Here is a 24,484-nt window from a genome sequence, read left to right on the forward strand (position 1 = left end):
GACGCGTCCGCGTCAGAAGACGTCGTCGGCGTCGATGGTGCCGTCGCGCTCCGGCCCGCGGACGGTTACCTCCTCGCCGAGCCGGAGGCTCGCGTCGGTGTCCACCGTCTTCGTCCGCTGCCCGTCGTCGAGGACGACCGGGTCGCCGGTCTGGACGACCGTCCCGGTGAACTCCACGCCCTCGCTCGACCGCTCCGCCGTCGCGGCCGCGGCGCCGCCGCTCGCGCTGCCCCCCTCGTCCTCACCGCTCTCGCCGGCGACGGCCTCGGCGGCCGCCTTCTGTCCGTCCTCGGCGAAGGCGCCGAGACCGGTCTCGTCCGCGCCGCGATCGCCCCCGTCGCCGCCGGCCCGGTTCCCCCCCGAGCCGTCGGATCCGGCCGCTCCGTCCGCGACGCCGGCCGCCGCGTCGCTCCCCTCGTCGAGGACCGTGACGGTCGAGCGCCAGTTCGCGGACGCCTCGAGGTCGTCCTGCCAGCCGTCCTGGATCTCGACGTCGGTGAAGACGACGCGGTCGGCCAGTTCGATCTCGCGGTCGGCCTTGTCGCCCCACAGCGCGACGCGGATCTCGCCCGTCTCGTCTTTGATCCGGACGTTGCGGACCTGCCCCTCGCTGCCGTCGTCGCGGTCGAAGGTGCGCACCGGGTCCGTCTCGATGACGCCGCCGCCGACGTCGACGGTTTCGCCGATCTCCAGGTCGGCGATATCGGTCGTCTCCGGGACGTACTCGACGTCCTCGTCCACGCGCTCGACGGTGCCGCGGTCGCCGACGTGGAGCTCGAGGTCGCCGTCGCGCTCGCGGACGTAGCCGTCGCCGACCTCGACGACCTGGCCGGCCTCGAACTCCTCGGCGAGGTCGGCCTTGCCGTCCCACAGCGTCACGCGCACGCGGCCCGTCTCGTCGCCGACCGTGAGGTTCGCCACGCGCCCCTCGCTGCCGTCGTCGCGGTCGAACGTCCGGATCGAGTCGGTGTCGAGCACCTGGCCGACGAGGTCGACGTCGGAGGCGCCGAGCGTGAGGTCCTCGACGCGGTAGGTGTCGAGCACCTGGACGTCGACCTCGGCGTCCTCGTCCGGTTCGACCTTGTCGGCGCTCACTTCGAGGCCGCTGTACCCCTCCTTCGGGCGGCCCATGACGCGGAGGACTTGCCCGACTTCCAGCTCCTCCTCGGCCGCCGCGGCCATATCGTCCCAGAGGGCGACCCGGACGGAGCCGGAGGCGTCCGCGACGTCGACGTTGCAGACGCGGCCCTCCTCGGCCTCCTCGTCGTCGCGCTCGAAGGTCCGGACCTCGCCGATGGCGGTCACCTTCCCGAGGAACTTCACGTCGTTCATCCCCGGCTCGATGTCGGCGATGGTGTCGGCCTCCTCGTCGCGGAGCTCGTGCGCGATGAGCATCGCGGCGGTCTCCTCGTCCGCGAGCCCGCCCATCTGCTCGACCTTGTCCTCGACGGCGGCCTCGAACTCCTCGAACTCGACGTCGGTGTCGAGGTCCTCGTACACCTCCTCTATGGCTCCCATGCTCGTCCCTCCGTGGTCTGCGAGGTCGCGCATAAGCGTTGCCGTTGCCCGGGGTCCGCGCCGGAACCCGACCGGTCGGCGGGGCGACCGACGCGGGTCGCGGTCGCGGCTCGAAGGCGTCTCATAGAGGCTCATGGGGCCCGTCGATACAAAAGGTGTTCATCCGACGCGGGGAGACCGTGCGGACGGCAGGCACGCGGCCGCCGGACCGTAACCGTCTTAAGTTCTACCGCGATACGTAGAGATGAGTCCTGGTAGGGTAGTGGACTATCCTCTTGGCTTGCGGAGCCAGGGACCGGAGTTCAAATCTCCGTCAGGACGTTCACTTTGCGGCTGTCTCACTTCGTTCGACAGCCGCTGCGTTCACGTCCTGACGTGCCTCACGCTCGCTTCGCTCGCGTGAGACTCCGTCAGGACGCTCGTTCATAAATAAAGAGCGGCGTGCGCCTCCGAGCGGCCGCCACCGCGGCCGTGAGGAGCACGCGCGAGGTCGCCGGCGCTACGCGCCGGCTGCCAGAGGGACCGAAGGTCCCGCGCTGGAGTCGGTCGCCGAGCGAAGCGACGGCGACCGACGAGGCTGGGGCGGCGTGAGGCTGCGGTGCTGTGCGGCGCGGGGGGACTCAAAGGGGCAGTCACGAGGACGAAGGCGCGCGAAGCAAGGACCGCAAGGAGGGAGCGTTAGCGACCGACTGAGGACCGCAGCGAGCGCACCGAGTCCTCGCGACTGGGGCTTTGGCGGTGTTCGCCGCGCTCTCGTCGGCGGTTTCAAAACGATTCAGCGTTAGGTCATCTGCCTCAGTCGTCCCTCCGCGAACGGCCCGAACAACATAGTCCACCTCTTAATCGTGCGGGTGGAAGCGGTCCATCGCGCGGCGGACCGCGTCCGTGTCGCCGATGAACGTCACGTGGTCACCGATTTCGAGGACGCTGTCCGCCGAGGGGACGTGATTCTCGCCGTCGCGACTCACCACGGCGACGAAGGTGCCGTCCGGAATCTGCGCGTTGAGGTCGCGGATGGTCTTGCCCGCGAGCTCCCGGGAGGTCACCTCGACCTCCTGAACGTCGTGGCTGTCGCCGAGCTCGTTCATCCAGTGGGTGAGCGCGGGCCGCTCGATCTCGTCGTCGATGGCCACCGCGGTCGCCGTCGTGGCGTCGATACCCGTCACGCCGATGCTGTCGAAGGCGTCGACGTTGTCCGGGTCGTTCACCCGCGAGTACACCGAGGCGACGTCGAACTTGGTGATCGCGAGCTGGCACGCCAGGAGGTTGATGTCGTCGTCGCTCGTCGTCGTGATGAACCGCTTGGCGTCCTCGATGTGGGCGCCGCGCAGCGTCTCCGTGTCGCTGCCGTCCCCCTCGTAGACGGTGTACCCCTCCGAGCGCGCCCGCTCGGCGACGTCCGGGTCCGACTCGACGACCACGACGTACTCCCCCCTGTTCTCCAGTCGCGTGGCGAGCGCCTGGCCGACCCGACCCCCGCCGATGATTATCGTGCGCATTGGTGACACTCCGAGGAACTCTCCGATCTGCCGCGCGAGCCCCGCCTCGACGAGGACCGTCGCGAAGATGACCGCGAACACCGTGCCGACGAGCAGTTCGCCGGCGGCGACGCTGCCCGCGAGCTCCAGTTCGATGGCGAACAGCGTCGCCACGCTCGCCGGGATGATCCCCCGCGGCCCGACGCTCGCGATGAACAGCCGCTCCGGCCGGGTGAACCGCTCGACGCCGACGGTCGCGAGGAACGCCCCCAGCGGCCGGAGGACGAACATGATGACGGCGACGAGCGCGACCACGCCGAGTCCGAGCCCCGCGATCGCCTCGACGTCGATCAGCGCCGCGAGCGAGATGAACACGAAGGACAAGACGATCGTGGTGGTGTTCTCCGCGAACGTCTCTATCTCCTCGCGGTTGTCGATCCCGAGGTTCCCGAGGAGGATCCCGCTCGTCGCCGCGGCCGCGATGCCCGCCTCCGCGGCGACGGCCTCGGCGGCCGCGAACGAGCCGATCGCGGCCGACAGCACGAGGAACTGCGACGCCTGCACGTCGCGTTCGGGGACGAGGTCGCTGTCCAGCAACACGTAGATGATGACGGTCGCGAGCAGCCCCGCGGCGACGCCGACGCCGAACCGCTGGAGGAAGGACAGCACCGTCGCGGGGACGCCGAGGTCGTCGAGCAGCAGCGTCTCGAAGATCACGACCGCGACGATCGCGGCCGTCACGTCGTTGACGATCCCCTCCGTCTCCAGCGCGGTCGCGACGTGGTCCCGCACCCGGACCACGTTGAGGATCGGCGTGATGACGGTCGGGCCGGTCGCCACCAGCAGCGCGCCGATCAGCAGCGCGATCTCCCACGTGCCGTCCGTGAACGCGCGGACCGCCGCCGCGGTGCCGAGGAACATCACGACCGCGCTGATCGTCACCAGCCGGAGCGACACCGTCGACGCGCGCCGGATCCGGTCGATCCGGAGCGCGAACGCCCCCTCGAAGACGATGATCGCGACGCTGAGTCCGACGATGATCTCCAGTCCGTCGCCGAACGTCTCCAGCGTGACCAACCCCAGCAGCTCGGGCCCCAACACCACCCCGATCGCGAGGTAGAAGATGACGCTCGGCACCCGGAGCCGGTGAGCGAGCAGCTGGACGGCGAGCCCCGACACGAGTATCACCGCGATCACCGGCAGCAGGCTACTGGACACGTCTGTCGTCGATACACGCTCCGCCCCCCTTAGTGTACTGGTGGGCGCTCCGGTCGGCCGGATCGGGGCGACGGGGAGAGCACGCTATTGCTTCGCACACACGAACAACTATTAACTCGGTTCCGTCTGTCGGTGGTACCACGCCCGGCCGGTCCCCCACCGCCGGGTCGATACCATGATCGTCCGCGATCCCACCCCGACGTTCGCCCCCCGCCGGAGCGTCCGGAAACGGGCCCGCGGACCGGTCGCCGCTCTCCTCGGCGCCGTCGCCGCGTGACCCCGACGCGGGGACGGCCCGCTCGTCCGCCGCGGCGAGCGCCGTCTTCTCCCCGGCGCCCCGAGACCCCGCTTCGCCGCCCGGAGACCGCGCGGTGCGGTCGCCGGCGGCCGAACCGACGCCAACTGCGAGGCGCACGCCTCGCGCCACGATCCACATCCGTCGATGAACGCAGACCGATCCCCCTCCAGACGCACCGACCACCCCGACCACCCTGACCCGCACGCGACGCCGCACCCGGCCGAACCGCTCCCGTCGTGCGGCGCGATGATCGCCTTCGCGGCGCTGCCGGTGGCGACGGTCGCCGGCCTCTCGTTCCCGATCGCCGCCGCGGTCGCGCTGGCGGCCCTCTGCGGCGCCGTCGCCGGCGCGGCGCTTCACCGGCGCTACCCGACCGCGGTCGACCGGACGTTCCGCCTGCCGGACGACGACGGCGCCGTCCGAGAGGCCTGACGTGTCCGGCACGGGCGACGACCGACGCACTCGCTGACGCTTCCCCCTCCGCTTCCCCCTCCGCTTCCCCGCTGACGCTTCCCCCTCCGCCTTGTCGACCCCAGAACTCGGCATTTATCACTCGCCGCCGTCGACCCCGAGGCGTGACCGACCGCGACTCCGATCCGGACCGGAGCGCGCGCGAGCCGCTCTCCGCGTCAGTCGTGATCACCGCCGGCGCCGCGCTGTTCAACGAGGGGCAGTTCCTCGCCGCCCGCGACGTCTGGGAAGGTGAACGGCAACCATCGGACGGCGACGACAGCGACGACGTCGAGCGACTGCTCCGGGGGCTGGCCGCGACCGCGGCGGCGGCGCACCGCGCGAGCGACGGCGACCGGTCCGGGGCGACGGAGCGCGCGGCCGACGCCGTCGCGGCGCTGGCGAGCGTCTCCGATCCGCGCGGGGTCGCGCTTGGTCCCGTTCGAGAGTGGGCGGAGCGGCTCGCTGCGGCTCCGAGAGACACGGGTTCGGCGACCGCGCCACGGGTCCGTATCGACGACGAGACGCCGGAATTCGGCGGTCTGTCGCTCGACGCGGCCGGGCTCGCGGGGCCGGCGCTCGCGAGGGGTGGCGAGCCGGGCGACCCGGCTACGCTCGCGAGAGCGGCGGAGTTCGCTCGCGAGGAGCGCGGGACGGGACAAACCGAATTCGCGGAACTACTGTTCGCGTACCTCCGGACGCCGGACGCGCGGCCGCAGGTGGCCGCGCGGCTGGGCGATCACGTCGATCGGGAGGCGCGGAAGCGACACGACGTCGACGGGCTGTTCTGAGCGCTTCGGGCCGGTCAGGCGTCGTCCGGGTCGGCGGGGAAGTTGGGTTCGGCGGGCGACTCGGGTGCGGGCCGATCGGCGTCCGACGCGAACGAGTCGCCGTCGTAGCGACCGCCGTTCGTCTCGGTGTCGCTGTCGGACTTGGGTTTGCCCTCGAAGGTGTAGTCGGCGGAGTTGTCGGCGGGGTCGTAGCCGAGCGCCTCGCGGGCGCGCTCGATGGAGTAGTAGCGACGGTCGTTGTTCGAGATGCCGTACACGATCTCGTAACCGTACTCGGCCTGGAGACAGCGGTCGAACAGGTGCGCGCAGTCGCGGTGCGAGAGCCACATCGCCTGCCCGCGCTCGTACTCGCGGGGCGGGTGGTCTCTCGTGAGGTTGCCGATGCGGACGCAGACGACGCTCATTCCGAACTCGTCGTGGTAGAAGCGCCCGAGCGACTCGCCGGCCGCCTTCGAGACGCCGTAGAGGTTCCCGGGGCGGGGGAGCTCGCTGCCGTCGAGCCGGTAGTCGTCCTCGGGGCGGTAGAGGTCCGGCGTGCGGTCCTCGGTCTCGTAGCCGCCGACGGCGTGGTTCGAGGAGGCGAACGCGAACCGCTTGACGCCCGCGTCGGCGGCCGCGCGCATCACGACCTGCGTCCCGTCGATGTTGTTCCGGAGGACGGAGTCCCACGGCGCCGTCTTCCGGGGGTCGCCGGCGAGGTGGATTACCGCGCCGACGTCGCCGACCGCCTCGCGGACGGCGCGCTCGTCGGTGATGTCGGCGACGTACCGGTCGGCGTCGGTGACCCCGTCGGGCACCTTCGCGGCCGGGAGCGGCTCGCGGTCGAGGAGCCGCCAGTCGTACTCGTCGCCGAGACCGCGGAGGATGGCCTGTCCCACCCGTCCGCCGGCGCCCGTCAGCAGGACCGGCTCGTCCATTCGACTCTACGTGGGCGGGAGAACGGCATATATGACACGGTTCGACCGGTGGGACCGAATCGGGTGTGGAAAAGCGCGACGACGGACCGAGAGGCGGACCGAGACCGCCGGACCGCGGCGCTTACAGCTTCTGCCGGGAGACCTTCACGCCGGTCGGGGTGACGATGATCTGGTCGTCGCCCTTCTGGACGATGTCGCCGTCGACCTCCTGGACCACCTGACGGAGCTCGTCGTAGACGTGTTCTATCGTCCGGTCCGACGTGGAGTGGCGGGTGATGTCCGCGATGACGAAGTCGCCGTCGTACACCGCGTCCTTGATCGGGATGACGTCGCTCTGGTCGCCGATCTCGGCGAAGTGTACCTGCGTGCCCGTCTCCGCGTGCGCGTCGGCGAAGTCGTCCGCGTCGAGCTCGACGTAATCGTCGACGGAGCGGCTCCCACTTCCGCCGAGGATCTTGCTCATGATGCCCATACACACCACACGACGAGGTTAGACATTAGTTCTTACGTCAGACGCACCCGCGTCCGTCCCGCGCCGCGGTCAGTCGAGCCGCTCTTGCCACTCCTGGACCCGGGAGAGCAGCTCCACCGGGGGGGTCGACGCCACGTCGACGTCGCTCAGCTCCTCGATCACGGCGCGGGTCTCGGGGTCGAGCCGGTCGGCCGCCGCGGCCTCCGTGGTCTCGACGGAGTCGCCCGCGGCCTCCGCGGCTGCGTCGGAACCGGGCGACGTCGATCCGGCGGTCGCTCCGTTTCGACCCGCCTCCGAGGTCGAGGCGTCGGCCGCCGACCTCCCGTCGGCGTCAGCGCCCTCCGAGAACGATCCGGACGAGAGGTCGAAGACGACCTGCTGTGTGCCCCCTGTGTCGCCGTCGCCCGGGCCCGCGCCGTCGCCGCTCCCCCCGCTCCGCGAGCCGCGGGCCTCGATGGCCTTCTCTTCGCGGAGCCGGTCGAGGACCTCGTCCGCGCGCGAGACGACGGGGTCGGGGACGCCCGCGAGGTCCGCGACGTGAACCCCGTACGAGCGGTTCGTCGGGCCGTCGCGGACGGTGCGGAGGAACGTCACCTCCCCGTCGCGCTCGTCGACGGCGACGTGGACGTTCGCGACACGAGGGAGGTGGTCGGCCAGCGTCGTCAGCTCGTGGTAGTGGGTGGCGAAGAGGGTCCGGGCGCGGACCTCGTTGTGGAGGTACTCGGTCGCCGCCCACGCGATGGAGATGCCGTCGTAGGTGGCGGTGCCGCGGCCGACCTCGTCGAGGATGACGAGCGAGTCCGCGGTCGCCGAGTGGAGGATGTTCGACAGCTCCTGCATCTCGACCATGAACGTCGACCGGCCCTGCGCCAGCTCGTCGAGCGCGCCGACGCGGGTGTAGATGCCGTCGACGAGCCCCACCTCGGCCGCGCGGGCGGGGACGAACGAGCCCGCCTGCGCGAGCAGCTGGATCAGCGCCGCCTGCCGCATGTACGTCGACTTCCCGCTCATGTTCGGCCCGGTGACGATCAGGAAGCCGCGCTCGGCGTCGAGCCGGAGGTCGTTCGGGACGAAGTCGGTCGTCCCCTCGACGACGGGGTGGCGCCCGGCCTCGACGTCGAGCCGGCGTTCCGTCGTCAGCTCCGGGCGCGTCCAGTCCCGCCGGGCGGCGTGGGTCGCGAGCGAGGCGAGCGCGTCGAGCTCGGCGACCGCCCGCCCGGCGTCCTGGAGCAGCTCGGCGCGCTCGGCGACGCGCTCGCGCAGCTCCTCGAACAGGTCGTACTCCAGCTCGCCGCGGGCCTCCTCCAGGCGGAGGACCTCCCGCTCCTTCTCCGCGAGCTCGTCGGTGACGAACCGCTTCGAGTTCTTCAGCGTCTTGATCTCCCGGTAGTGTTCGGGCACCTGGTCGGCAACCGACTTCCCCACCTGGACGTAGTAGCCGTCCGTCTTGTTGCGGTCGACGGTGACGTGGCTGAGCCCGTGTTTCCGCTTCTCGCGCTCCGCGAGGCCGTCGAGCCACGACTTCACTTCCTCGTGACGCTCGATCAGCTCGTCGAGCTCCCCGTCGTACCCCGCCTTCAGCAGCCCGCCGCCCGTCTTCGCCTTGGGCGGGTCCTCGGCGAGCGCCTCGGCGAGCTCCTCGCGGAGCGCGGCCGCCCGCTCGCGGTCGACGCGGTCGAGGACGGCCGCCGCGGGCGAGTCGGCGAGGGCGGTCCCCCCTATCGCGTCGGCGAGGTCCGGGAGCAGCGCGAGCGTGTCGCGGACGGAAAGCAGCTCTCGCGCGCCCGCGCTTCCGCTCGTCGTGCGCGCCGCGAGCCGTTCGAGGTCGTAGGCGTCGCCGAGGACCTCGCGGACCCGGTCGCGGGCGAGCGCCGCGGACGCCAGCGCCTCGACCGCGTCGAGGCGGGCCGCGAGCGCCTCGCGGTCGCGTCGCGGCCGGGTGAGCCACTCGCGGAGCAGCCGGCCGCCGGCTGCGGTGACGGTGTGGTCGACCGTGTCGAACAGCGAGCCGTCGGCGTCGCCCCGCATCGTCTCCGTGATCTCGAGGTTGCGCTGGGTGGTCGCGTCGACGTCGACGCGGTCGTCGGCGCCGTCCGCGGTGAGCCGCGTCATCGAGGCCAGCACGCCCGCGCCCGTCTCCTCGACGTACGAGAGGACCGCGCCCGCGGCCCGGACCGCGAGTTCGGAGTCGAGCCCGACGCTGTCGGTCGTCTCCCGGCCGAACTGCTCGCGCACGGCGTGCTGCGCGCGGCCGGTCGCGAACGCCTCCGCGTCGAACGCGGTCACGCGTCCCGAGAGGTCCTCGCGGACCGCCTCGAGCAGCTCGTCGTCGTTGCGGACGCGCGGCCCGGGGAGCACCTCCGCGGGGTCGAACCGGTACAGCTCGGCGCGCAGATCGCCGCCGTCGTCGACCGTCGTCGCGAGGAACCGCCCCGTGGTCACGTCGGCGAACGCGAGCCCGTAGGGGCTGTCGGCGTCGGAATCGTTCCCCTCGTCCCGCACGACCGCGGCGAGGTAGCGCGCGTCGTCGTCGCTCGTCTCGAGGACAGTACCGGGCGTGACGACCCGGACGATCTCGCGGGCGTGGTCGCCGCCGTCGGTCTCGTACTGGTCCGCGACCGCGACGCGGTAGCCGCGCTCGACGAGGGCGTTCACGTACGGCGTCAGCTCCGAGAGGGGCACGCCCGCCATCGGGTACGACGAGCCGTGGGAGGACTTCTGTGAGATGCTCAGGTCGAGCTCGTCGGCGACCAGCTCGGCGTCGTCCGCGAAGAACTCGTAGAAGTCGCCGCACTGCATCGCGAGGACGTCCGCGTCCGTCTCCGCCTTGAGATCGAGGAACTCCCCGACGATCCCCGTTGCCATATGTCCGTACTCCCGCCGTGCGCGGCTAAAACCCTGCGGGTGTAACGCCGCGACGGGACGGCGCTATTCAACCCGGTTGCGACGCGTTATTGTCCGGTGTATCAGCCCGGAGACGCCGAACAGCAGCGCGAACAGCAGCGCGTACGCGTACCCGGACACCGAGCCGAACGGGACGGTGCCGACCCACGCCGCCGCCGCCAGCAGTCCGCAGACGACCGCGAGCCCGACGTAGTACTCGCTCCAGAGGATCTCGTTGTCCGAGACGATCTCGAGGTACACCTCCAGCTGCCGACTCTCGTCGGTGAGCGACACCAGCCCCCGGTCGGACTCGTACTCGATGAACCCGCTCGCCGCCAGCTTCGGCAGATGCGACTGGTGAAGCGCCGTGTACACTCGCTTGCGCTGCTTGTACGTCACCTCTGGGATCTCGAGGTCGTTCTCCCACGCCGCCAGCTGCTCGGCGATGTCTCTGACGCGGGCGTCGTCGCCGGCCCGTTTCAGGTACTTGATCACGTTCCGTCGCCGCCGGTTACTCAGCGCGGTGAATATCTCGTCGCGAGACGGCCCCTCCTCGTCGTCTGGAACCCGTGCTGGCGTCTTGAGTTGGGGCGTCATGGGAGACTCATAAAAGCGGTTACTTCGTTAATTGGTACCGAAAGACATATTATTTTCTATAACCTTCGAGAATAGACGCCCGGCGAAATATGTCGCGTCGGCGTCGGCGGTATGTCTCTGAACTCGCGCTCTTCGAGGGTTTAACCGCCTACCGTGTTGATCGGTTACAGGGAGGACAGCGGGTTCTGCGGCCGCCGGCCCGACGGTAGGGACTCCATACATACGATCGTTCGGCGCGAACGACCGGCGATGACTACGTCACACGACACGAAAGCGCCGGACCGGCCGGCGGAACGCGCCGGCCGCCGACCGCTGGACCGCCTCCGCCGACCAGAGTACACCGGCGCGAACCGTTGTCTCCCCTGTACAGCGGTCAACGTCTGTATCGCCGTCGGCGCGGCGCTCGCCGCGGGCGGACTGGTCGGCCCGGGCCTCGGCGCTGGGGTGTTCGTCGCTTCGCTCGCGGCGATCTGGCTCCGCGGCTACCTCGTTCCGGGGACGCCCGAACTCACGAAGCGCTACCTCCCCGAGCGGGTCCTCGCGCTGTTCGGCAAGGCGCCGGGCGTGGCGGGCCGGGACGCGCGTCCGACGGGCGACGTCGACCCCGAGGAGTACCTCCTCGGGACCGGTGCCCTCGTCGAGACGCCGGCGGGCGACGACTTCGCGTTCGCGCCCGACTTCGCCGCGGCGTGGCGCGCGTCGGTCCGCGGCGAGACGGGCGAGACGAACGGCGACGGGAACCGGGACGCCCGCGGCCGGGACGCCCGCGACGACCTCGGGGATCTCGCGGAACTCACCGGGCTCGACCGCGACGCGCTGTCGATCGAGTGGCGCGGCGGCGCGGCGTTCGCGTACGCCGACGGGGAGCGGATCGGCCACTGGGAGTCACGCGCGGCGTTCAGGGCGGACGTCGCGGCCGACCGCGTGCTGACGGCGACCCGCGACGACTGGGGGACCCTGCCGCTCGCGGACCGGAGCGCGGTGCTCGGCGCCCTGCGGCTGTTCGTCGAGGAGTGTCCCACCTGTGCCGGGGAGGTGGCGCTCGAAGAGCGGGTCGTCGAGTCCTGCTGTTCCAGCTACGACGCCGTCGCCGGACGCTGCGCGGGCTGTGACGCCCGGCTGTTCGAGCTCCGGCTGCCGGCGTCGCTCGCGACCGCCGAGGAGTAGCGGCGGAGGGGGCGGAGCGGCGGGGCAGGACGAGGACTGTTTTTCCAGGCGGATCGCCGTTTTTCCGGGCGGGTCAGCGTTTCTGGTCGGATCGCCGGGGGCGCAGCTGGCGCAGCACCGAGAACCGGTTGACCCACAGCTGGACCGCGCTGGCGGCGGCGAAGGCGCCGAGCGCGAGGCTGGTCCACAGCACCGGGTCGACGGCCGAGACGAGCGGGGCGTCGAGGAGCGCGGCGAGCACGACGGTCAGCGATCCCACGGCGAGCGCGCGGTACAGCTCCGACCACGTCGCGCCGCCGGGCGCGAGGATCTCCGTGTAGAGCCGCACGTCGCGCGCGCGGCGCGAGAGTTCGACCGTCTGGGAGTCGCGATCGTACGTTATCACGCCCGCGTCCGCCAGCTTCGGCAGGTGCGTCTGGACCAGCGACGTGTACACGCTCTCGCGGCAGCGCGTCGGCGGCGGGCTCTCCCCGGTCTCGCGGCCCGCGACGAGCGTCGACAGCTCGTTGACCGAGACCGTCCCGCCGACGGCGCCGAGCTGTTCGATGGCGCGCCGTCGGCGCTCGTTCGCGAGGATGGCATACACCTGTTCGGCCGGAAGGACGTCGTTTCGGAGTTTCATGATGGGGCTCTGGGCGGCCGCGCTCGGCGGCGTCCGGATTCTGTCACCCTGTGCGACTGACGAGGCTATATGTATGGGCTCGCTGCCCGGGGGAGCCGCCGATGAGGGGCGAAGGTACGACTCTCCTGTCGGATTCGCCCCGACGAGTACGGTCTGCGTGCCGCGTTCGCGGGCGGCGGTACGGACCGCTTACGGTCGAGATCAGTCGGAGTAGGGACGCCGGACCGCCGGTCGAACGCCTCCTTTGACCCGCGGCATGAGACGTTCTATCGGTTGGAATCGGGCGTTCGGCGGTGGCGTGGGAGCGCGTAACTACGTCGGTATCCCTCGGAGGGGAGAGTAACCGATTCGGTTCAGCCCAGCGCGGACGGGGGGCGAGTCGGGGGAGAAATCATGAGCCAAGACACAAACGACACAATCGGACTCTCGCGGCGCAAGGTGCTCGCGGGCCTCGGCGCGGTCGGCGTCGCGTCCGCGGGCGCGGGACTCGGTACCACGGCGTACTTCAACGACACCGAGTCGTTCACCAACAACACGCTCACCGCGGGCGAACTGGACCTCAAGCTCGACTACAAGTCGACGTACCTCGGCGGCCCCGGCCGTCTGGACGACGTCGTCGACATGGGTTACCCGGACGCCGAGGACCTCGGCGACGGCCGGTACCTGCTCGATCAGGCGCCCAGCCCCGCGGACATGCAGGCGTGGGAGGACCTCGTTATGGACGACGACTTCGACTTCTGTTCGCCCGAGGCGGACGAGTACCTCGTCAACGGCGACGGGATCCCGATCTTCACGCTCGACGACGTGAAGCCCGGCGACTCCGGCGAAGTGACGATCAGCATCCACATCTGTGACAACCCCGCGTTCCTCTACCTCGCGGGCGAGCTGACCGAGAACGCGGAGAACGGGCAGTCCGAGCCCGAGATGGAAGACGAGGGCGAAGACGCCGACGGTATCGGCGAGCTCGCGGACGCCATCGAGGTCTGCGTCTGGTACGACGAGGACTGCGACAACGTGTACGAGCCCACGGGCACGGGACAGCAGCAGGAGCTGGAAGTCGCCTTGGTCAGCGACGTCTCCGGCTCGATGAGCGGTTCGATCGACGACCTCCAGGCCGCCGCGAACGGGTTCGTCGACAACCTCTCTGCCCCGGACGAGGCCGCCGCGATCTCGTTCAACAGCTCCGCGTCGCTCGACCAGGAGCTGACCACGAACTACCAGGCCGTCAAGGACGCCATCAACGCCTACAGCGACGGTGGCGGCACGAGCATCGACCTAGGTATCGACGTTGGTGCGGACGAACTCCTCAACGGGAGCAACGCCACCCCCGGCGCCTCAAAAGTGATGATCCTGCTGAGCGACGGGAACTCCAGCGCCAGCGCCGCGAACACCGCGGCGGACGCCGCGAAGAACGCGGGCATCCGCATCTTCACGATCGCCCTCGGGAGCGCGAACACCTCGCTGCTCCAGAGCCTCGCGAGTTCGCCAGACGACGCCTTCGTCGCGCCCGACCCGGCCGACCTCGACACCGTCTACGCCGAGATCGCGCAGATCGTCCTCGCGGGCGAGCAGAAGATCCTCTCCGGCACGATGAGCGAGGTCTTCGCGGAGCTGGCCGACGGCGAGGCGCTCGACGGCAACCGCCAGGAGGAGGGCCGCCAGCCGTACCCCGGCGCGACCACGCAGTGCATCGGCTTCGAGTGGACGCTCCCGGCGGAGGTCGGCAACGAGATCCAGACCGACTCCGTGAGCTTCGATCTGGCCGTCTACGCCGAGCAGTCGCGGCACAACGACAATCCGCAGGTGGCGTTCAACGGGACCGACGTGAACAGCACCAGCCCCGGTCCCGCACCCAACGGCACCGGCAACGTGAGCAACTCGAGCTAGCTCCTCGGAGCAGCGCGGCCCCGGACGACGAGATACGTCCGGTTCCCGGCTCGGCGCCTTCGGGCGGCCGACGCGGCGGTTCGCGACCGCCGCCGGGAGTTCCCTTCGGGGATGATACACAATGAACGACGACAAAATCGGACTATCGCGGCGCAAGATGCTGGTCGGACTCGGTGCGGTCGGCGTGGCTTCCGCTGGCGCGGGCATCGGCACCACTGCGTACTTCAACGACACCGAGACGTTCGAGGACAACACGCTGACGGCGGGCTCGCTGGACCTGTTCGTCCACGTCGACTACTCAGAGGACCAGGGCAGCTACGCGCAGTACTCCACCGAGCCCGGAACGTTCATCGACGGTAACGTCATGGGCGGCGGTGACGGAGAACCCCTCAGCATCCAGGTCTCCGACCTGAAGCCCGGCGACTCCGGCGAGGGCGAGTTCTGCTTCTCGATCGTCGACAACCCCGCGTACATGTGGATGTGCGGCGAGCTGACCGCGAACGCGGAGAACGGGCAGTCCGAACCCGAGATGGACGACGACGATTCGCTCGACGAGGGCGAGCTCGCGGACGCGATGCAGGTGACCGTCTCGTACTGTACTCCCGACGGTGAGAAGGGCGACGAGATCGTCTCCGGCTCGCTGGCGGAGGTAATGCTCGCGCTCCAAGCCGGCGTCCCGCTCTCCGGCGACGGCGACACGGGCGCGGCGCTCGCAGACCGTCCCGCGTTCGAGGGCGTCACCGAACCGTTCCTCGATGGAGAGCCGAACGTCGCGGAGCAGTGCGTCTGCTTCGAGTGGGTCGTCCCGACGAGCGTCGAGAACGAGATTCAGACGGACTCGGTCGCCTTCGACTTCGAGTTCTTCGCCGTCCAGTCGCGGCACAACGACGGGACGCACAACCCCTGCGTCGACGAGACCGTTGTCACCGCGTACGACAACGACTGGAAGGGCCAGACCCTCGGCAACCCCACCGACGGGAACGTCTACACCAGCGTCTCGTTCGGCCAGAATCAGACCGTTCTGAGCTTCGCCTTCGCCGACGACGGCGACGGGGTGGACTTCCTCGACACGGCAGACTACTCCAGCACGAATCTCCCGGTGGCGGTCGACGCGGACGCGGACGGCACCCACGACTGGCAGCTCATCTGGCAGCCCAACGCCGGGTTCCCGGACGCGCCGTTCGGATACCAGCCGAACAACGGCGGGAGCTACGGCGCGACCGAAGCGCTTCCGGCCGGCTTCTCGGCGGCGAAGGTCGGGAACACGGTCGTGTTCGGGATTCCGAACAGCGACATCAACTCGACGTTCCGGCTGCTCGGGTACGGCAGCACCGGCGGCGAGGGACCCATCGCGGAGGTCAACGTCGACCCCTCGTTGGGGCCGGACTTCTACAGCAGCGCGAACGCGATCGAGTTCAGCGACTGACGTGCTGACGACGCCGCTCGAAGCGGCGTGATCGCCTCCCACTCCGGACCCGCGCGGGCGGCCGGGACGACGGTTCGACCCCGTCGGTGGGACTCCCCTCGGGGATTCACAATCATGACAGAGAACGAGAAATTCGACACGATCGGACTGTCGCGGCGCAAGATGCTAGCGGGCCTCGGCGCGATCGGCGTGGCCTCCGCGGGCGCCGGCCTCGGGACCACGGCGTACTTCAACGACACCGAGTCGTTCGAGGGCAACCAGCTGACCGCCGGCCAGCTCGACCTCTTGGTCGACTGGCAGCAGACCTACGACTTCGGCGAGGGGCGCCAGTTCGTCAGCGCGCACCCCGACCACGACGGCGACGGCGAGCAGTCGGTCCAGATCGACGACGAGGTGTTCAAGTACAGCGACTTCCCGGACGAGGACGACACGGACAGCAACGGGGCGAACCTCCCGGTGTTGACCTGCGAGAACATCCCGCCGCTGTCGGAGGCCGACTTCGGCACGGACCCCGTCACGGGCGAGGAGATGGAGACGCTGGTTCAGCTCACCGACGTGAAGCCCGGCGACTCAGGCGAGATCACCTTCTCGCTCCACCTCTGTGACAACCCCGGCTACATCTGGATGCAGGCGGCCAACGTCGACGACGACGGCGGCACCGAAACCGAGCCCGAGCTGCTCGTCGACCCGGACAACATGGGCGACCTCGGCGACGCCATCGAGGCGCGCCTCTGGTACGACGAGGACTGTGACAACGTCTACGACCCGGCGGAGCCGGTCGACATCATGCTGACGCTCGACTTCTCGGGCTCGATGCTGTACGACCAGTTCGGCGGCGTGGTGAACGGAGACGACATCGCGATCAACGGGACCACCTACGGCGAGACGACGAAGATCGACCTCGTCGAGCTCGGCACCCGGCAGTTCATCGACTTCCTCCAGAGCTCGAACGCGGACGTTGAGGTCGGCGTCGCGTACTTCGACGGCGAGAAGGGCGGCGACAACGAACCCCGGACCGGGATCTTACAGCCCCTGACCGACGACCTTTCGGTGGTCGACGGCGCGCTGACGAACCTGCGGCAGAAGCTCGCGAACGTCGTGAGCGGCGGCGCGGGCTCGACGCCGTCCGACGGCGACGGGAACCCCGACCCGTTCGCGGGCGGCGGCGGTATCGCGACCGGCACGTACATCGGCGAGGGCGTCGACGACGCGCAGGCCGAACTCGACGCGAACGGCCGGACCGGCGTCGCGAAGCAGAACATCGTCCTCTCGGACGGCGAGTCGTTCAACGGGACGGGCTCGACGACGTTCTCCTCGCCCACCGCGGCGGCCGACGACGCCCGCGCGGCGTCGCCGAGCCCCGCGACCGACCTGTTCACGATCAACGTCGACGGCAGCGCGAGCACGCTCCAATCGATGGCCGGCCCCGCCGGCGGGACGGGCGGCGACCCGCTGTTCTTCAACGACCTCGACGACCCGCTGAACATCCCGACGGTGTTCGGCAACCTCGCGGCGCAGGCCACGCAGGAGAAGGTCATCATGGAGGACACGCTCGCGAACGTCCTCGCCGAGCTCGCCGACGGGGACGGGATCCCGCTCGACGGCAACCGCGCGACGCTGTACGACGAGCTCAGCGACCCGGCGGACGACCCGGACCGCGACGCGTTCCGCGGCGACGGCGTGATGCACTGCGTCGCACTCGAGTGGGAGCTTCCCCTCGAGGTGGGCAACGAGATCCAAGGCGATACGCTCGCCTTCGACCTCAGCTTCTACACCGAGCAGGCGCGCCACAACGACGGCTCGGGTCCGGAGCTGACCCCCGCCTGAGCGCCGGAGATCCCGCCGGGGTACGGGGCGGACGCGCCGGACGGCGCGAACGCCGAACCGGAGGAGCGCGGCCGGGTACGATCCTCGTACCATCGGGTACGGACGCCGGACCGGCCGAGTAGGTCGCGCATACATACGACCGCGGTGAGGGTAGGAGAGACGAGAAGGGAGAGGGAACCGACGAAACGGCCGTCCGGAGCCGCGACGACACACAATGACACAGAAAGAATCGGGACTCACGCGGCGGGAGGCACTCGCGGGCGCCGGAGCCGTGGGCTTCGCGACCCTCGGGGCCGCCTCCGGACGGCGGACGGGGACGGACAACTGGGACGAGTACACGGACTACACGTACGCCCAGACGGACACGCCGCTGAACCTGCTCGTCGGGTGGCGGCGCACGGAGAACGGGACGGCCGTCGGTTCGAGCCCGGTCGGCGCCGTCGACGACGTCGGCGCGGCCGGGGTCCGGCTCGTCGACGTCGACAACGCGCTGCCGGGCGATTACGGGACGGCGAGCGTCGGGCTTCGGCTCGAAGACCCGGAGGACACCGCCCGCGTGTGGCTGCGGATCGATCCCGGGCTCGACGACCCCGACGACGCGAGCGCCGCGCTCGCGAAGCGCATCGCGCTCACGGTCCGACAGGATACCGGGATATTCGGCGTCGGCAGCTGCGGCGGCGCGGAGGGCGAGTTCGCGAGCGCAGGCGAACTGATCGCCGACGAGACGCTCGCGGACATCGACGGGTCCGCGCTCGCCGACGGCGTCGAACTGCGCCCGGGCCTGCTCGGCGACGGCTGCCTCGCCCCCGGCGAGCAGCGCTGTCTGACCGTCGAGTGGGAGTTTACCGGCGAGGGCGGCAACGCCGGACAGGGCGGCGCGCTCGACTTCATCGTGCAGTTCGCCGCCGACGAGTGCGGCTCCGAGGGGAACCCCTTCGAGACGAACGTGGAGGGCGACACCGCCGGAGGCGGCGTATGACTCCCGGAGAGGAGGAGAAGGGGCGCCCGAGCGGACTGAGCCGCCGCCGGCTCCTCGCCGGGATCGGCGGCGTCGGCGCGGTCGGGATGGCGAGCGGCCTCGGCACGGGCGCGTACCTCGCCGACCGGGAGACGTTCCCGGACAACGCCTTCGGCGCCGGCGCGGTCGGACTGACGGTGGACGGCGACCCCACGGACGGGACCGTCACCGTCGGTCCGTTCGCGGTCGACCGGACGACGTTCGACGGTCGCCCCGAACCCGAGCGGTTCGAGATCGGAGCGTCGGCGAACCCGGTCCGGGTGTGGCTCGCGACGCGATGCCCCGACGGCGACCCGCTCGGGGACGCCCTCGAAGTCGAGGTCGTCGTCGACGGCGAGTCGCTGACGGGCGGCTACCGCCCCCTCGCCGAGGTCGAGCGCGACCTCGCGACCGGGCGGCGGGTCGACGCCGGTTGCCTCGACCCCGACGGCGGTCCGATCGTCGTCGAGGTCGCCCCGTATCTCCCGGCCGACTCGCCCGACGTCGGTGGGAAGGAGACCGAACTGACGGTCCGGCTGTACGCCGAGCAGTGCCGCCACGTCTCGGAGGCCGAGGCGAACGCGCCGGGGGCGAACCCCTTCGCGGGGGTCGTCTGCGAGGGGTCGGAGGCGGACTGCCCCGGGTGCGTCGAGTTCGGGAAGGCCGACTTCGGCGGGTCGACCGCGCCGGGCGACGTCCTGTCGCTGGAGATGATCCTCAACGGCGCGGGGCCGCACGAGGTCGAGATCACCGAGGTCGAGACGAAGGACGACGGCGAGGTCGTCGGCGTCGCGTTCCGGCTTCGGGACGCCGACGGGAATCCGGGGCCGGACATGTGCTCCGTGGCGATCAAGGGCGGACCGGACCGCGACCCCGAGGGCGTCGATATCGACCCAGTGGCTTCGGAGACGGGTGAGATCGTGTTCGCGCCGCGTAACCCCACCAACGGCAAGCGGTACGGGGTCAGCAACGTCACCGTCAGCGTCTGCGCCCGCAACAGCGAAGCCGAGGAGGGCGGCGGTACTTCGCCAGACGGTGACGAGAGCAGGAACGGCAACGGCGACGGTGCCGGCGGGAAAGACAGAGGCAGGTCCGGGAACAGCAGCGGTCGAAACGACGGCGGCGAAGACGGCGACACGGAGGCGAACTGATGACAACCATACTCACATCACCACGGACGAAGCGCGCGGCGAACGTACTCGGGATCGTCCTGTTGATCGCGCTCGTCGCGCCGTTCGCCGCGTACGCGGCCCCCGAGGTCGTCGGCGCCGACGAGAGCTTCGTCGTGCTCACGGCGAGCATGACGCCCGCCATCGCGCCGGGCGACGTGGTGATCGTCGCCGACCGCGACCCGGCCGCGATCGCCGAGGGCGACGTGATCACGTTCATGCGGGGCACGAGCGAGGTGCCGGTGACACACCGCGTGATCGACGTCGTCGACGAGGGCGGGGCGCTCGCCTTCGAGACGATGGGCGACGCCAACGAGGGGCCGGATCCCGGGCTCGTCTCGGCCGGGAGCCTCGTGGGCGCGGTGACGCTGACGATCCCGTACATCGGGTACGTCATCCAGTTCGCGGGCACCCGGGTCGGGTTCGTGGCGCTGGTGCTGCTCCCCTTCGGCCTGCTCGCGGTCACCGAGGTCTGGTCGATCGTCCGCGGCCGCGACGGCGCGGAGTCGCCGGCCACCGCGACGGTGAATCCGGACGGAGAGCCGGTCGGCGGAGGGGACGCCGAGACGGCGGCGTTCGAGTTCGCAGCCGAGTCCGAGCTCGCCCCGACGGCCGCAGCGACCGCCGCAAGCGGTTCCGGCGGCATCTCGGTCGACGCGGTCGGCGGCGCGGCGGCGGTACTCGCCGTCTTCGCTCCGTACGCGGCGTACGTCGCGTTCGAGCTCCGGAGCGCCGCCGCGATCGCGGTCGCGGTCGCGGCCGCGACGCTCCTGTTCGGCGCGCTCGCGACGTGGGTGCCGGCGAGCGGCGTGCTCGACCGGAGCGTTCGGAGCGCCGCGTCGGAGTCGGAGGGCGACGCGTCGGAAACGGCCGCCGACGGCGGGGTCTCCGAGAGCGACGCGGATTCCGACGAGAGCGACGCGGGTTCCGACGAGAGCGACGCGGATTCCGACGGGACTGACTCGGCGGCGGTCGCGACGGGCGAAGAGCGCGTGGAACCGGACGAGTCGGCACCGGTACGGACGCCGACAGCACGCCCCGACGCCGCCGGAGAGGTGGACTGATGCCCGCGAACCGCGGGCTCGTCGCGCTCGTCGCGCTGGCCGTGTTGGTGTGGAGCGTCGCGTTCGCCGGCGGGGCCACGGTGGCGGTCCTCTCGGCCGGCGTCGACGTGACGACGACGTTCGAGACGCCGGAGGAACTGAGCGAGGTCAACGAGTCGAGCGGAAGCGGGTTCGCCGTGGCGACCGTGCCTGTCGAGAACGGGACGACCGCTGTGGGAGAGAACGGGACATCGGCGGCGGCGAACGGCACGGAGACCGTCGGGAACACCACGGTCCCACCCACTGAACAGAACGCCACGGTCCCGCCGACGGACGAAAACGACTCGACGCCGGCGACGAACGAAACCGAGACGGACGAAAACGACTCGACGCCGGCGACGAACGAAACCGAGACGGACGAAAACGACTCGACGCCGACCGATCAGGCGGGAGACCAGTCGAGCCCGCCGAACGAGGAGACGGTGACGAACGAGTCGGCTCCGGCGGGGAACGCGACCGTCGAGGGGTCGACCGCGCCCGACGCGAACGATGTCGATGCGGTCGCGGTTCGTCACCCCCCGGATCCGTCGCGGTCCGGCCAAGGAGCGCGAACGTGACCTTGCCGAGCCGGCCGCGGGAGCGTCTCGGGAAGGGCGACGTACGGTCCGACGGGCGCTGCTCCGTCCCCGGGGCGAAACTCACCGCGCTGTTGCTGCTCGTCGCGCTGCTTCTCCTCCTGTTCCTCGCCAGCCTCGTTCGGATGCTCGGGTGAACTCGCAAACGGCGCGGCCGGGACGCGGTTCCCAGCCGGTGGCCGCGCCCGCCGGAGTTATGGGCGGTACCGGCGTACGACCAGCCGACGAATGACTGCCCTCGACGCCTACGCGTTCGTCTTCGTCGCCGGGCTGATCACGGCGCTGGCGACCGGGATCGGCGCGCTCCCGTTCTTCTTCTTCGAGGCGATCAGCGACCGCGGGAACGTGGCGCTGTGGGGGTTCGCGTCGGGGATCATGCTCTCCGCGTCGCTGTTCGGACTGGTCCAAGAGGGGCTCGCGGAGGGGACGCCCGTCGAGATCGGGGTCGGGATGCTCGCGGGCGTCGCGCTCGTCGTCCTCGCGCACGAGGTGCTGGTGGACGCAGAGATCGATCCCAGGGAGTACGAGGAGGCCGACTTCAAGAAGCTAATTCTGATTCTCGGCGTGCTGACGGTCCACAGCTTCCCGGAGGGGATCGCGGTCGGCGTCTCCTTCGCGGACCTCGGGCTGTCGGGCGGCACCGCGCTGTTCGGCTTCACGGTCCCGCTGCTCGCCGTGTTCATGACAGTCGCCATCTCGATCCACAACATCCCCGAGGGGACGGCCATCTCGATCCCGCTGCGGGCGATGGGCGTCTCGAAGTGGAAGATGGTGTGGTGGTCGATCTTCTCCAGCCTCCCGCAGCCGATCGGCGCCGTGATCGCCTTCGCGTTCGTGCGGTACGCCCGCGAGTTCCTCCCGTACGGCTTCGGCTTCGCCGCGGGCGCGATGATCTACCTCGTCCTCTCGGAGTTCGTCCCCGAGGCGCTCGAAACGGGCGCCGACCTCCCGCGCGGCGGCAAGCCCGTCCTCGTCGGCGGGATCGCGCTCGGCGTCGCGCTGATGGTCCCGCTCGCGTATTTATAAGCAGCCGAGGCGACGACGCGGTGGTTTAAATGAGCGTCACCGGCGGCGACGATTATTTATAAATGAACGATGCGGTGGCGCGTGCCTCCGAGCGTCCGAAGGACGCGAGGAGCACGCGCGAGGGAGTCGGCCGACCGAAGGGAGGCCGACGAGGCTGGGGAGGTGAGAGGTGCGGTGCGGAGCGGTGCGGGTGGGACTCAAAGGGGCAGCCGTGAGGCGGGCGCAGGCGACGCAAGCACCGCAGGAGCGAGTGAAACGAGCGACCGAGGAGCGCAGCGAGCGTGCGCCCGTCTCACGGCTGGGGCTTTGGAGCTGTTCGTCGCCGATCCGTAATCAACCATTTATAAACGAACGACTGGGGCTTTGAAGGCGTTCACCGTGCTGTCATCCATTTATAAACAACCTCCCGATTCGACGGCTCACTCCTCGCCCAGCACGGTCGGGTTGACCGCGCCCGGGCCCTCGCCCACGTCGTAGCCGCGGCGGACCGCCTCGGTCATCTCCTCGACGGCGGCGCCGACTGCGCCGCGAACCGACTCTCCCCGCGCCAGCCGCGCCGCGATCGCGCTCGATAACGCACAGCCGGAGCCGTGCGTCGCATCGGTGTCGATCCGTGGCGTCTCGAAGCGGTCGACGGTCGGGCCGCCGGACTCCGAATCACCCTCCGCGCGGACGAGCGTGTCGACGACCACGTCCTCCCCGACTGCCCCCTCGCTCAGGTGCCCGCCCTTCACCAGCGCCGCGTCCGCGCCGAGCGCGACCAGTTCCCGCCCGGCCGCCTCGGCGTCGGCCGGGGTCTCCACCGGGTCGCCGGTCAGCACCGCGGCCTCGTCCGCGTTCGGCGTGACGAGCGTCGCGGCCGCGACCAGGTCCTCGTAGGCGTCCTCCGCGGCGGGCGAGAGCAGCCGATCGCCGGTCGCCGCGACCATCACGGGATCGACGACGAGCGGGGCGTCGAAGTCCGCGACCAGCTCCGTCACCGTCTCGACGACCTCGGCGGTCGCCAGCATTCCCGTTTTGACCGCCGCGACGTCGAAGTCGTCGGCGACCGCCGCGTACTGGCTCGCGACGTGGTCGGCCGGGAGCGGGTTCACGTCCTCGACGCCGCGCGTGTTCTGTGCGGTCGTCGCCGTCACGACCGACGCCCCGAAGACGCCGTGCGCGCGCATCGCCGCCAGGTCGGCCTGAACCCCCGCCCCGCCACCGCTGTCGCTGCCGGCGACCGTCAGCGCGACCGGCGGATCGACCGGGTCGTACTCGGACATACGCGAGGATACAACTTAGTGATATTAATTGGTGGTGGTTCGGTCATCCTCGGCTCTCTCGGACGCCGCCTGCCGTCGCCGAACGACCTTTTCGGCTCCGCGGCGTAGCGTGGACATGGCAACCGACTCCGACGCCGCGACCGGCGCCGACGAGCCCGAGGCGATCACCGTCTACTCCGACTACGTCTGTCCGTTCTGCTTCCTCGGGCGGCGGTCGCTCGCGAACTATCAGGAGACGCGCGAGGAGCCGCTCGACATCGACTGGCACCCGTTCGACCTCCGCGCGGGCCAGCGCGGGCCGGACGGCGAGATCGATCACGACGCCGACACGGGGAAAGACGAGGAGTACTACGAGCAGGCGCGCGAGAACGTCCGCCGGCTTCAGGAGGAGTACGGCGCCGACGAGATGCAACTCGAGCTCGCGACCGACGTCGACTCGCTGCCCGCGCAGATCGTCTCGGTCCGCGTGCGCGAGACCGCGCCGGACGCGTGGCTCGCGTTCGACGAGGCCGTCTTCGACGCGCTCTGGCTGGAGGGGCGCGACATCGGCGACCGCGACGTGCTGGCGGACATCGCCGCCGACGCCGACGGGCTCGACCCCGAAGTCGTCGACGAGGCGCTCGGCGACGGCGACCTCCGCGAGCGCGTGACCGACATGTTCGACGCCGCGCGGCGGCAGGGCGTCACCGGCGTCCCGACGTTCGCGTACGACGGTCACGCCGCCCGGGGCGCGGTCCCGCCGGAGCAGCTCGAACGGCTCGTCGAAGGGGTCTGAGGTCGGCGGGAGCGGGCGCGCCG

At 70.5% G+C, this 24,484-nt stretch carries 21 protein-coding genes and 1 tRNA gene; 14 read left to right on the forward strand and 8 right to left on the reverse strand.

Going from position 1 to position 24,484, the window contains the following annotated elements:
- Positions 1-12 precede the first annotated feature (12 nt).
- Positions 13-1,518 (reverse strand): single-stranded DNA binding protein, encoded by a 1,506-nt coding sequence (locus C470_RS08310; RefSeq protein WP_193365835.1) that lies wholly within the window; start codon positions 1,516-1,518, stop codon positions 13-15.
- A gap of 248 nt (positions 1,519-1,766) precedes the next feature.
- Between C470_RS08310 and C470_RS08315 the strand changes: the two genes are divergently transcribed.
- A tRNA-Arg gene (locus C470_RS08315) sits at positions 1,767-1,839 on the forward strand.
- A 518-nt stretch (positions 1,840-2,357) separates the two neighbouring features.
- Here the strand turns inward: C470_RS08315 and C470_RS08320 are convergent.
- Positions 2,358-4,193: a cation:proton antiporter domain-containing protein gene (locus tag C470_RS08320; protein ID WP_007995379.1), complete on the reverse strand. Its 1,836-nt coding sequence runs from the start codon at positions 4,191-4,193 to the stop codon at positions 2,358-2,360.
- Positions 4,194-4,656: 463 nt separating this feature from the next.
- Between C470_RS08320 and C470_RS16310 the strand changes: the two genes are divergently transcribed.
- Both C470_RS16310 and C470_RS08330 read left to right on the forward strand, forming a co-directional pair.
- Positions 4,657-4,944 (forward strand): hypothetical protein, encoded by a 288-nt coding sequence (locus C470_RS16310; protein WP_239638578.1) that lies wholly within the window; start codon positions 4,657-4,659, stop codon positions 4,942-4,944.
- A gap of 143 nt (positions 4,945-5,087) precedes the next feature.
- Positions 5,088-5,753: a DUF309 domain-containing protein gene (locus C470_RS08330; protein WP_008366577.1), complete on the forward strand. Its 666-nt coding sequence runs from the start codon at positions 5,088-5,090 to the stop codon at positions 5,751-5,753.
- A gap of 14 nt (positions 5,754-5,767) precedes the next feature.
- Here C470_RS08330 and azf read toward each other — a convergent pair whose 3' ends face one another.
- The 4 genes from azf to C470_RS08350 all read right to left on the reverse strand — a co-directional run bounded on the left by azf (position 5,768) and on the right by C470_RS08350 (position 10,622).
- Complete coding sequence (gene azf / locus C470_RS08335; RefSeq protein WP_004599104.1) at positions 5,768-6,670, reverse strand: NAD-dependent glucose-6-phosphate dehydrogenase Azf; 903 nt, start codon at positions 6,668-6,670, stop codon at positions 5,768-5,770.
- Between the two features lie 121 nt (positions 6,671-6,791).
- Positions 6,792-7,142 (reverse strand): cell division protein SepF, encoded by a 351-nt coding sequence (locus C470_RS08340; protein WP_004599105.1) that lies wholly within the window; start codon positions 7,140-7,142, stop codon positions 6,792-6,794.
- A 69-nt stretch (positions 7,143-7,211) separates the two neighbouring features.
- Positions 7,212-10,007 (reverse strand): DNA mismatch repair protein MutS, encoded by a 2,796-nt coding sequence (gene mutS / locus C470_RS08345; RefSeq protein ID WP_008366580.1) that lies wholly within the window; start codon positions 10,005-10,007, stop codon positions 7,212-7,214.
- Between the two features lie 63 nt (positions 10,008-10,070).
- Positions 10,071-10,622 carry a DUF7344 domain-containing protein gene (locus tag C470_RS08350; protein WP_004599107.1) on the reverse strand — a complete coding sequence of 184 codons (552 nt, stop codon included), beginning with the start codon at positions 10,620-10,622 and terminating at the stop codon, positions 10,071-10,073.
- A gap of 249 nt (positions 10,623-10,871) precedes the next feature.
- On the opposite strand from C470_RS08350, the gene C470_RS08355 reads away from it, so the two are divergent.
- Positions 10,872-11,789: a hypothetical protein gene (locus tag C470_RS08355; protein ID WP_008366583.1), complete on the forward strand. Its 918-nt coding sequence runs from the start codon at positions 10,872-10,874 to the stop codon at positions 11,787-11,789.
- Positions 11,790-11,862: 73 nt separating this feature from the next.
- Here the strand turns inward: C470_RS08355 and C470_RS08360 are convergent, their stop codons facing one another.
- A complete protein-coding gene (locus C470_RS08360) occupies positions 11,863-12,411 on the reverse strand; it encodes a DUF7344 domain-containing protein (RefSeq protein WP_004599109.1) in 549 nt (182 codons plus the stop codon).
- A gap of 393 nt (positions 12,412-12,804) precedes the next feature.
- Between C470_RS08360 and C470_RS08365 the strand changes: the two genes are divergently transcribed.
- The 9 genes from C470_RS08365 (at position 12,805) to C470_RS08400 (ending at position 22,421) form a co-directional block, all read left to right on the forward strand.
- The gene (locus C470_RS08365) at positions 12,805-14,298 is read left to right on the forward strand and encodes a vWA domain-containing protein (protein ID WP_004599858.1); all 1,494 of its coding nucleotides are present in this window, start codon (positions 12,805-12,807) and stop codon (positions 14,296-14,298) included.
- Positions 14,299-14,419: 121 nt separating this feature from the next.
- The gene (locus tag C470_RS08370; RefSeq protein ID WP_008366586.1) at positions 14,420-15,724 is read left to right on the forward strand and encodes a SipW-dependent-type signal peptide-containing protein; all 1,305 of its coding nucleotides are present in this window, start codon (positions 14,420-14,422) and stop codon (positions 15,722-15,724) included.
- A 114-nt stretch (positions 15,725-15,838) separates the two neighbouring features.
- Entirely contained in the window at positions 15,839-17,551 is a 1,713-nt protein-coding gene (locus tag C470_RS08375) for a SipW-dependent-type signal peptide-containing protein (protein ID WP_008366587.1), read from the forward strand.
- Positions 17,552-17,765: 214 nt separating this feature from the next.
- The gene (locus tag C470_RS08380; RefSeq protein WP_008366589.1) at positions 17,766-18,530 is read left to right on the forward strand and encodes a hypothetical protein; all 765 of its coding nucleotides are present in this window, start codon (positions 17,766-17,768) and stop codon (positions 18,528-18,530) included.
- Positions 18,527-19,699, forward strand: a complete 1,173-nt coding sequence (locus C470_RS08385; protein WP_008366591.1) for a hypothetical protein — start codon at positions 18,527-18,529, stop codon at positions 19,697-19,699. Before C470_RS08380 ends, C470_RS08385 begins: the two co-directional genes overlap by 4 nt.
- Positions 19,699-20,781 (forward strand): signal peptidase I, encoded by a 1,083-nt coding sequence (locus C470_RS08390; protein WP_008366593.1) that lies wholly within the window; start codon positions 19,699-19,701, stop codon positions 20,779-20,781. The genes C470_RS08385 and C470_RS08390 overlap by 1 nt, the downstream gene beginning before the upstream one ends.
- On the forward strand, positions 20,781-21,377 hold the full coding sequence (locus C470_RS08395; RefSeq protein ID WP_008366594.1) for a hypothetical protein: 597 nt from the start codon (positions 20,781-20,783) through the stop codon (positions 21,375-21,377). Before C470_RS08390 ends, C470_RS08395 begins: the two co-directional genes overlap by 1 nt.
- The gene (locus C470_RS15930; RefSeq protein ID WP_159358103.1) at positions 21,374-21,532 is read left to right on the forward strand and encodes a hypothetical protein; all 159 of its coding nucleotides are present in this window, start codon (positions 21,374-21,376) and stop codon (positions 21,530-21,532) included. Before C470_RS08395 ends, C470_RS15930 begins: the two co-directional genes overlap by 4 nt.
- A 91-nt stretch (positions 21,533-21,623) precedes the next feature.
- Complete coding sequence (locus C470_RS08400) at positions 21,624-22,421, forward strand: ZIP family metal transporter (protein WP_008366596.1); 798 nt, start codon at positions 21,624-21,626, stop codon at positions 22,419-22,421.
- A 419-nt stretch (positions 22,422-22,840) separates the two neighbouring features.
- Here the strand turns inward: C470_RS08400 and thiD are convergent, their stop codons facing one another.
- Complete coding sequence (gene thiD, locus C470_RS08405; protein WP_008366597.1) at positions 22,841-23,686, reverse strand: bifunctional hydroxymethylpyrimidine kinase/phosphomethylpyrimidine kinase; 846 nt, start codon at positions 23,684-23,686, stop codon at positions 22,841-22,843.
- Positions 23,687-23,801: 115 nt separating this feature from the next.
- Here thiD and C470_RS08410 point away from each other — a divergent pair, with 115 nt between their 5' ends.
- Positions 23,802-24,461: a DsbA family oxidoreductase gene (locus C470_RS08410; protein ID WP_007995408.1), complete on the forward strand. Its 660-nt coding sequence runs from the start codon at positions 23,802-23,804 to the stop codon at positions 24,459-24,461.
- Positions 24,462-24,484: the final 23 nt, after the last annotated feature.

Origin of the sequence: Halorubrum distributum JCM 13561 (assembly GCF_000337395.1) — an archaeon.
GTDB lineage: Archaea > Halobacteriota > Halobacteria > Halobacteriales > Haloferacaceae > Halorubrum > Halorubrum distributum.

Coding starts and splice junctions, on each gene's coding strand:
- C470_RS08310 (WP_193365835.1), bottom strand. CDS start 1,518: ATGGGAGCCATAGAGGAGGTGTACGAGGACCTCGACACCGACGTCGAG.
- C470_RS16310 (WP_239638578.1), top strand. CDS start 4,657: ATGAACGCAGACCGATCCCCCTCCAGACGCACCGACCACCCCGACCAC.
- azf (WP_004599104.1), bottom strand. CDS start 6,670: ATGGACGAGCCGGTCCTGCTGACGGGCGCCGGCGGACGGGTGGGACAG.
- C470_RS08340 (WP_004599105.1), bottom strand. CDS start 7,142: ATGGGCATCATGAGCAAGATCCTCGGCGGAAGTGGGAGCCGCTCCGTC.
- mutS (WP_008366580.1), bottom strand. CDS start 10,007: ATGGCAACGGGGATCGTCGGGGAGTTCCTCGATCTCAAGGCGGAGACG.
- C470_RS08350 (WP_004599107.1), bottom strand. CDS start 10,622: ATGACGCCCCAACTCAAGACGCCAGCACGGGTTCCAGACGACGAGGAG.
- C470_RS08355 (WP_008366583.1), top strand. CDS start 10,872: ATGACTACGTCACACGACACGAAAGCGCCGGACCGGCCGGCGGAACGC.
- C470_RS08360 (WP_004599109.1), bottom strand. CDS start 12,411: ATGAAACTCCGAAACGACGTCCTTCCGGCCGAACAGGTGTATGCCATC.
- C470_RS08365 (WP_004599858.1), top strand. CDS start 12,805: ATGAGCCAAGACACAAACGACACAATCGGACTCTCGCGGCGCAAGGTG.
- C470_RS08370 (WP_008366586.1), top strand. CDS start 14,420: ATGAACGACGACAAAATCGGACTATCGCGGCGCAAGATGCTGGTCGGA.
- C470_RS08375 (WP_008366587.1), top strand. CDS start 15,839: ATGACAGAGAACGAGAAATTCGACACGATCGGACTGTCGCGGCGCAAG.
- C470_RS08380 (WP_008366589.1), top strand. CDS start 17,766: ATGACACAGAAAGAATCGGGACTCACGCGGCGGGAGGCACTCGCGGGC.
- C470_RS08385 (WP_008366591.1), top strand. CDS start 18,527: ATGACTCCCGGAGAGGAGGAGAAGGGGCGCCCGAGCGGACTGAGCCGC.
- C470_RS08390 (WP_008366593.1), top strand. CDS start 19,699: ATGACAACCATACTCACATCACCACGGACGAAGCGCGCGGCGAACGTA.
- C470_RS08395 (WP_008366594.1), top strand. CDS start 20,781: ATGCCCGCGAACCGCGGGCTCGTCGCGCTCGTCGCGCTGGCCGTGTTG.
- C470_RS08400 (WP_008366596.1), top strand. CDS start 21,624: ATGACTGCCCTCGACGCCTACGCGTTCGTCTTCGTCGCCGGGCTGATC.
- thiD (WP_008366597.1), bottom strand. CDS start 23,686: ATGTCCGAGTACGACCCGGTCGATCCGCCGGTCGCGCTGACGGTCGCC.
- C470_RS08410 (WP_007995408.1), top strand. CDS start 23,802: ATGGCAACCGACTCCGACGCCGCGACCGGCGCCGACGAGCCCGAGGCG.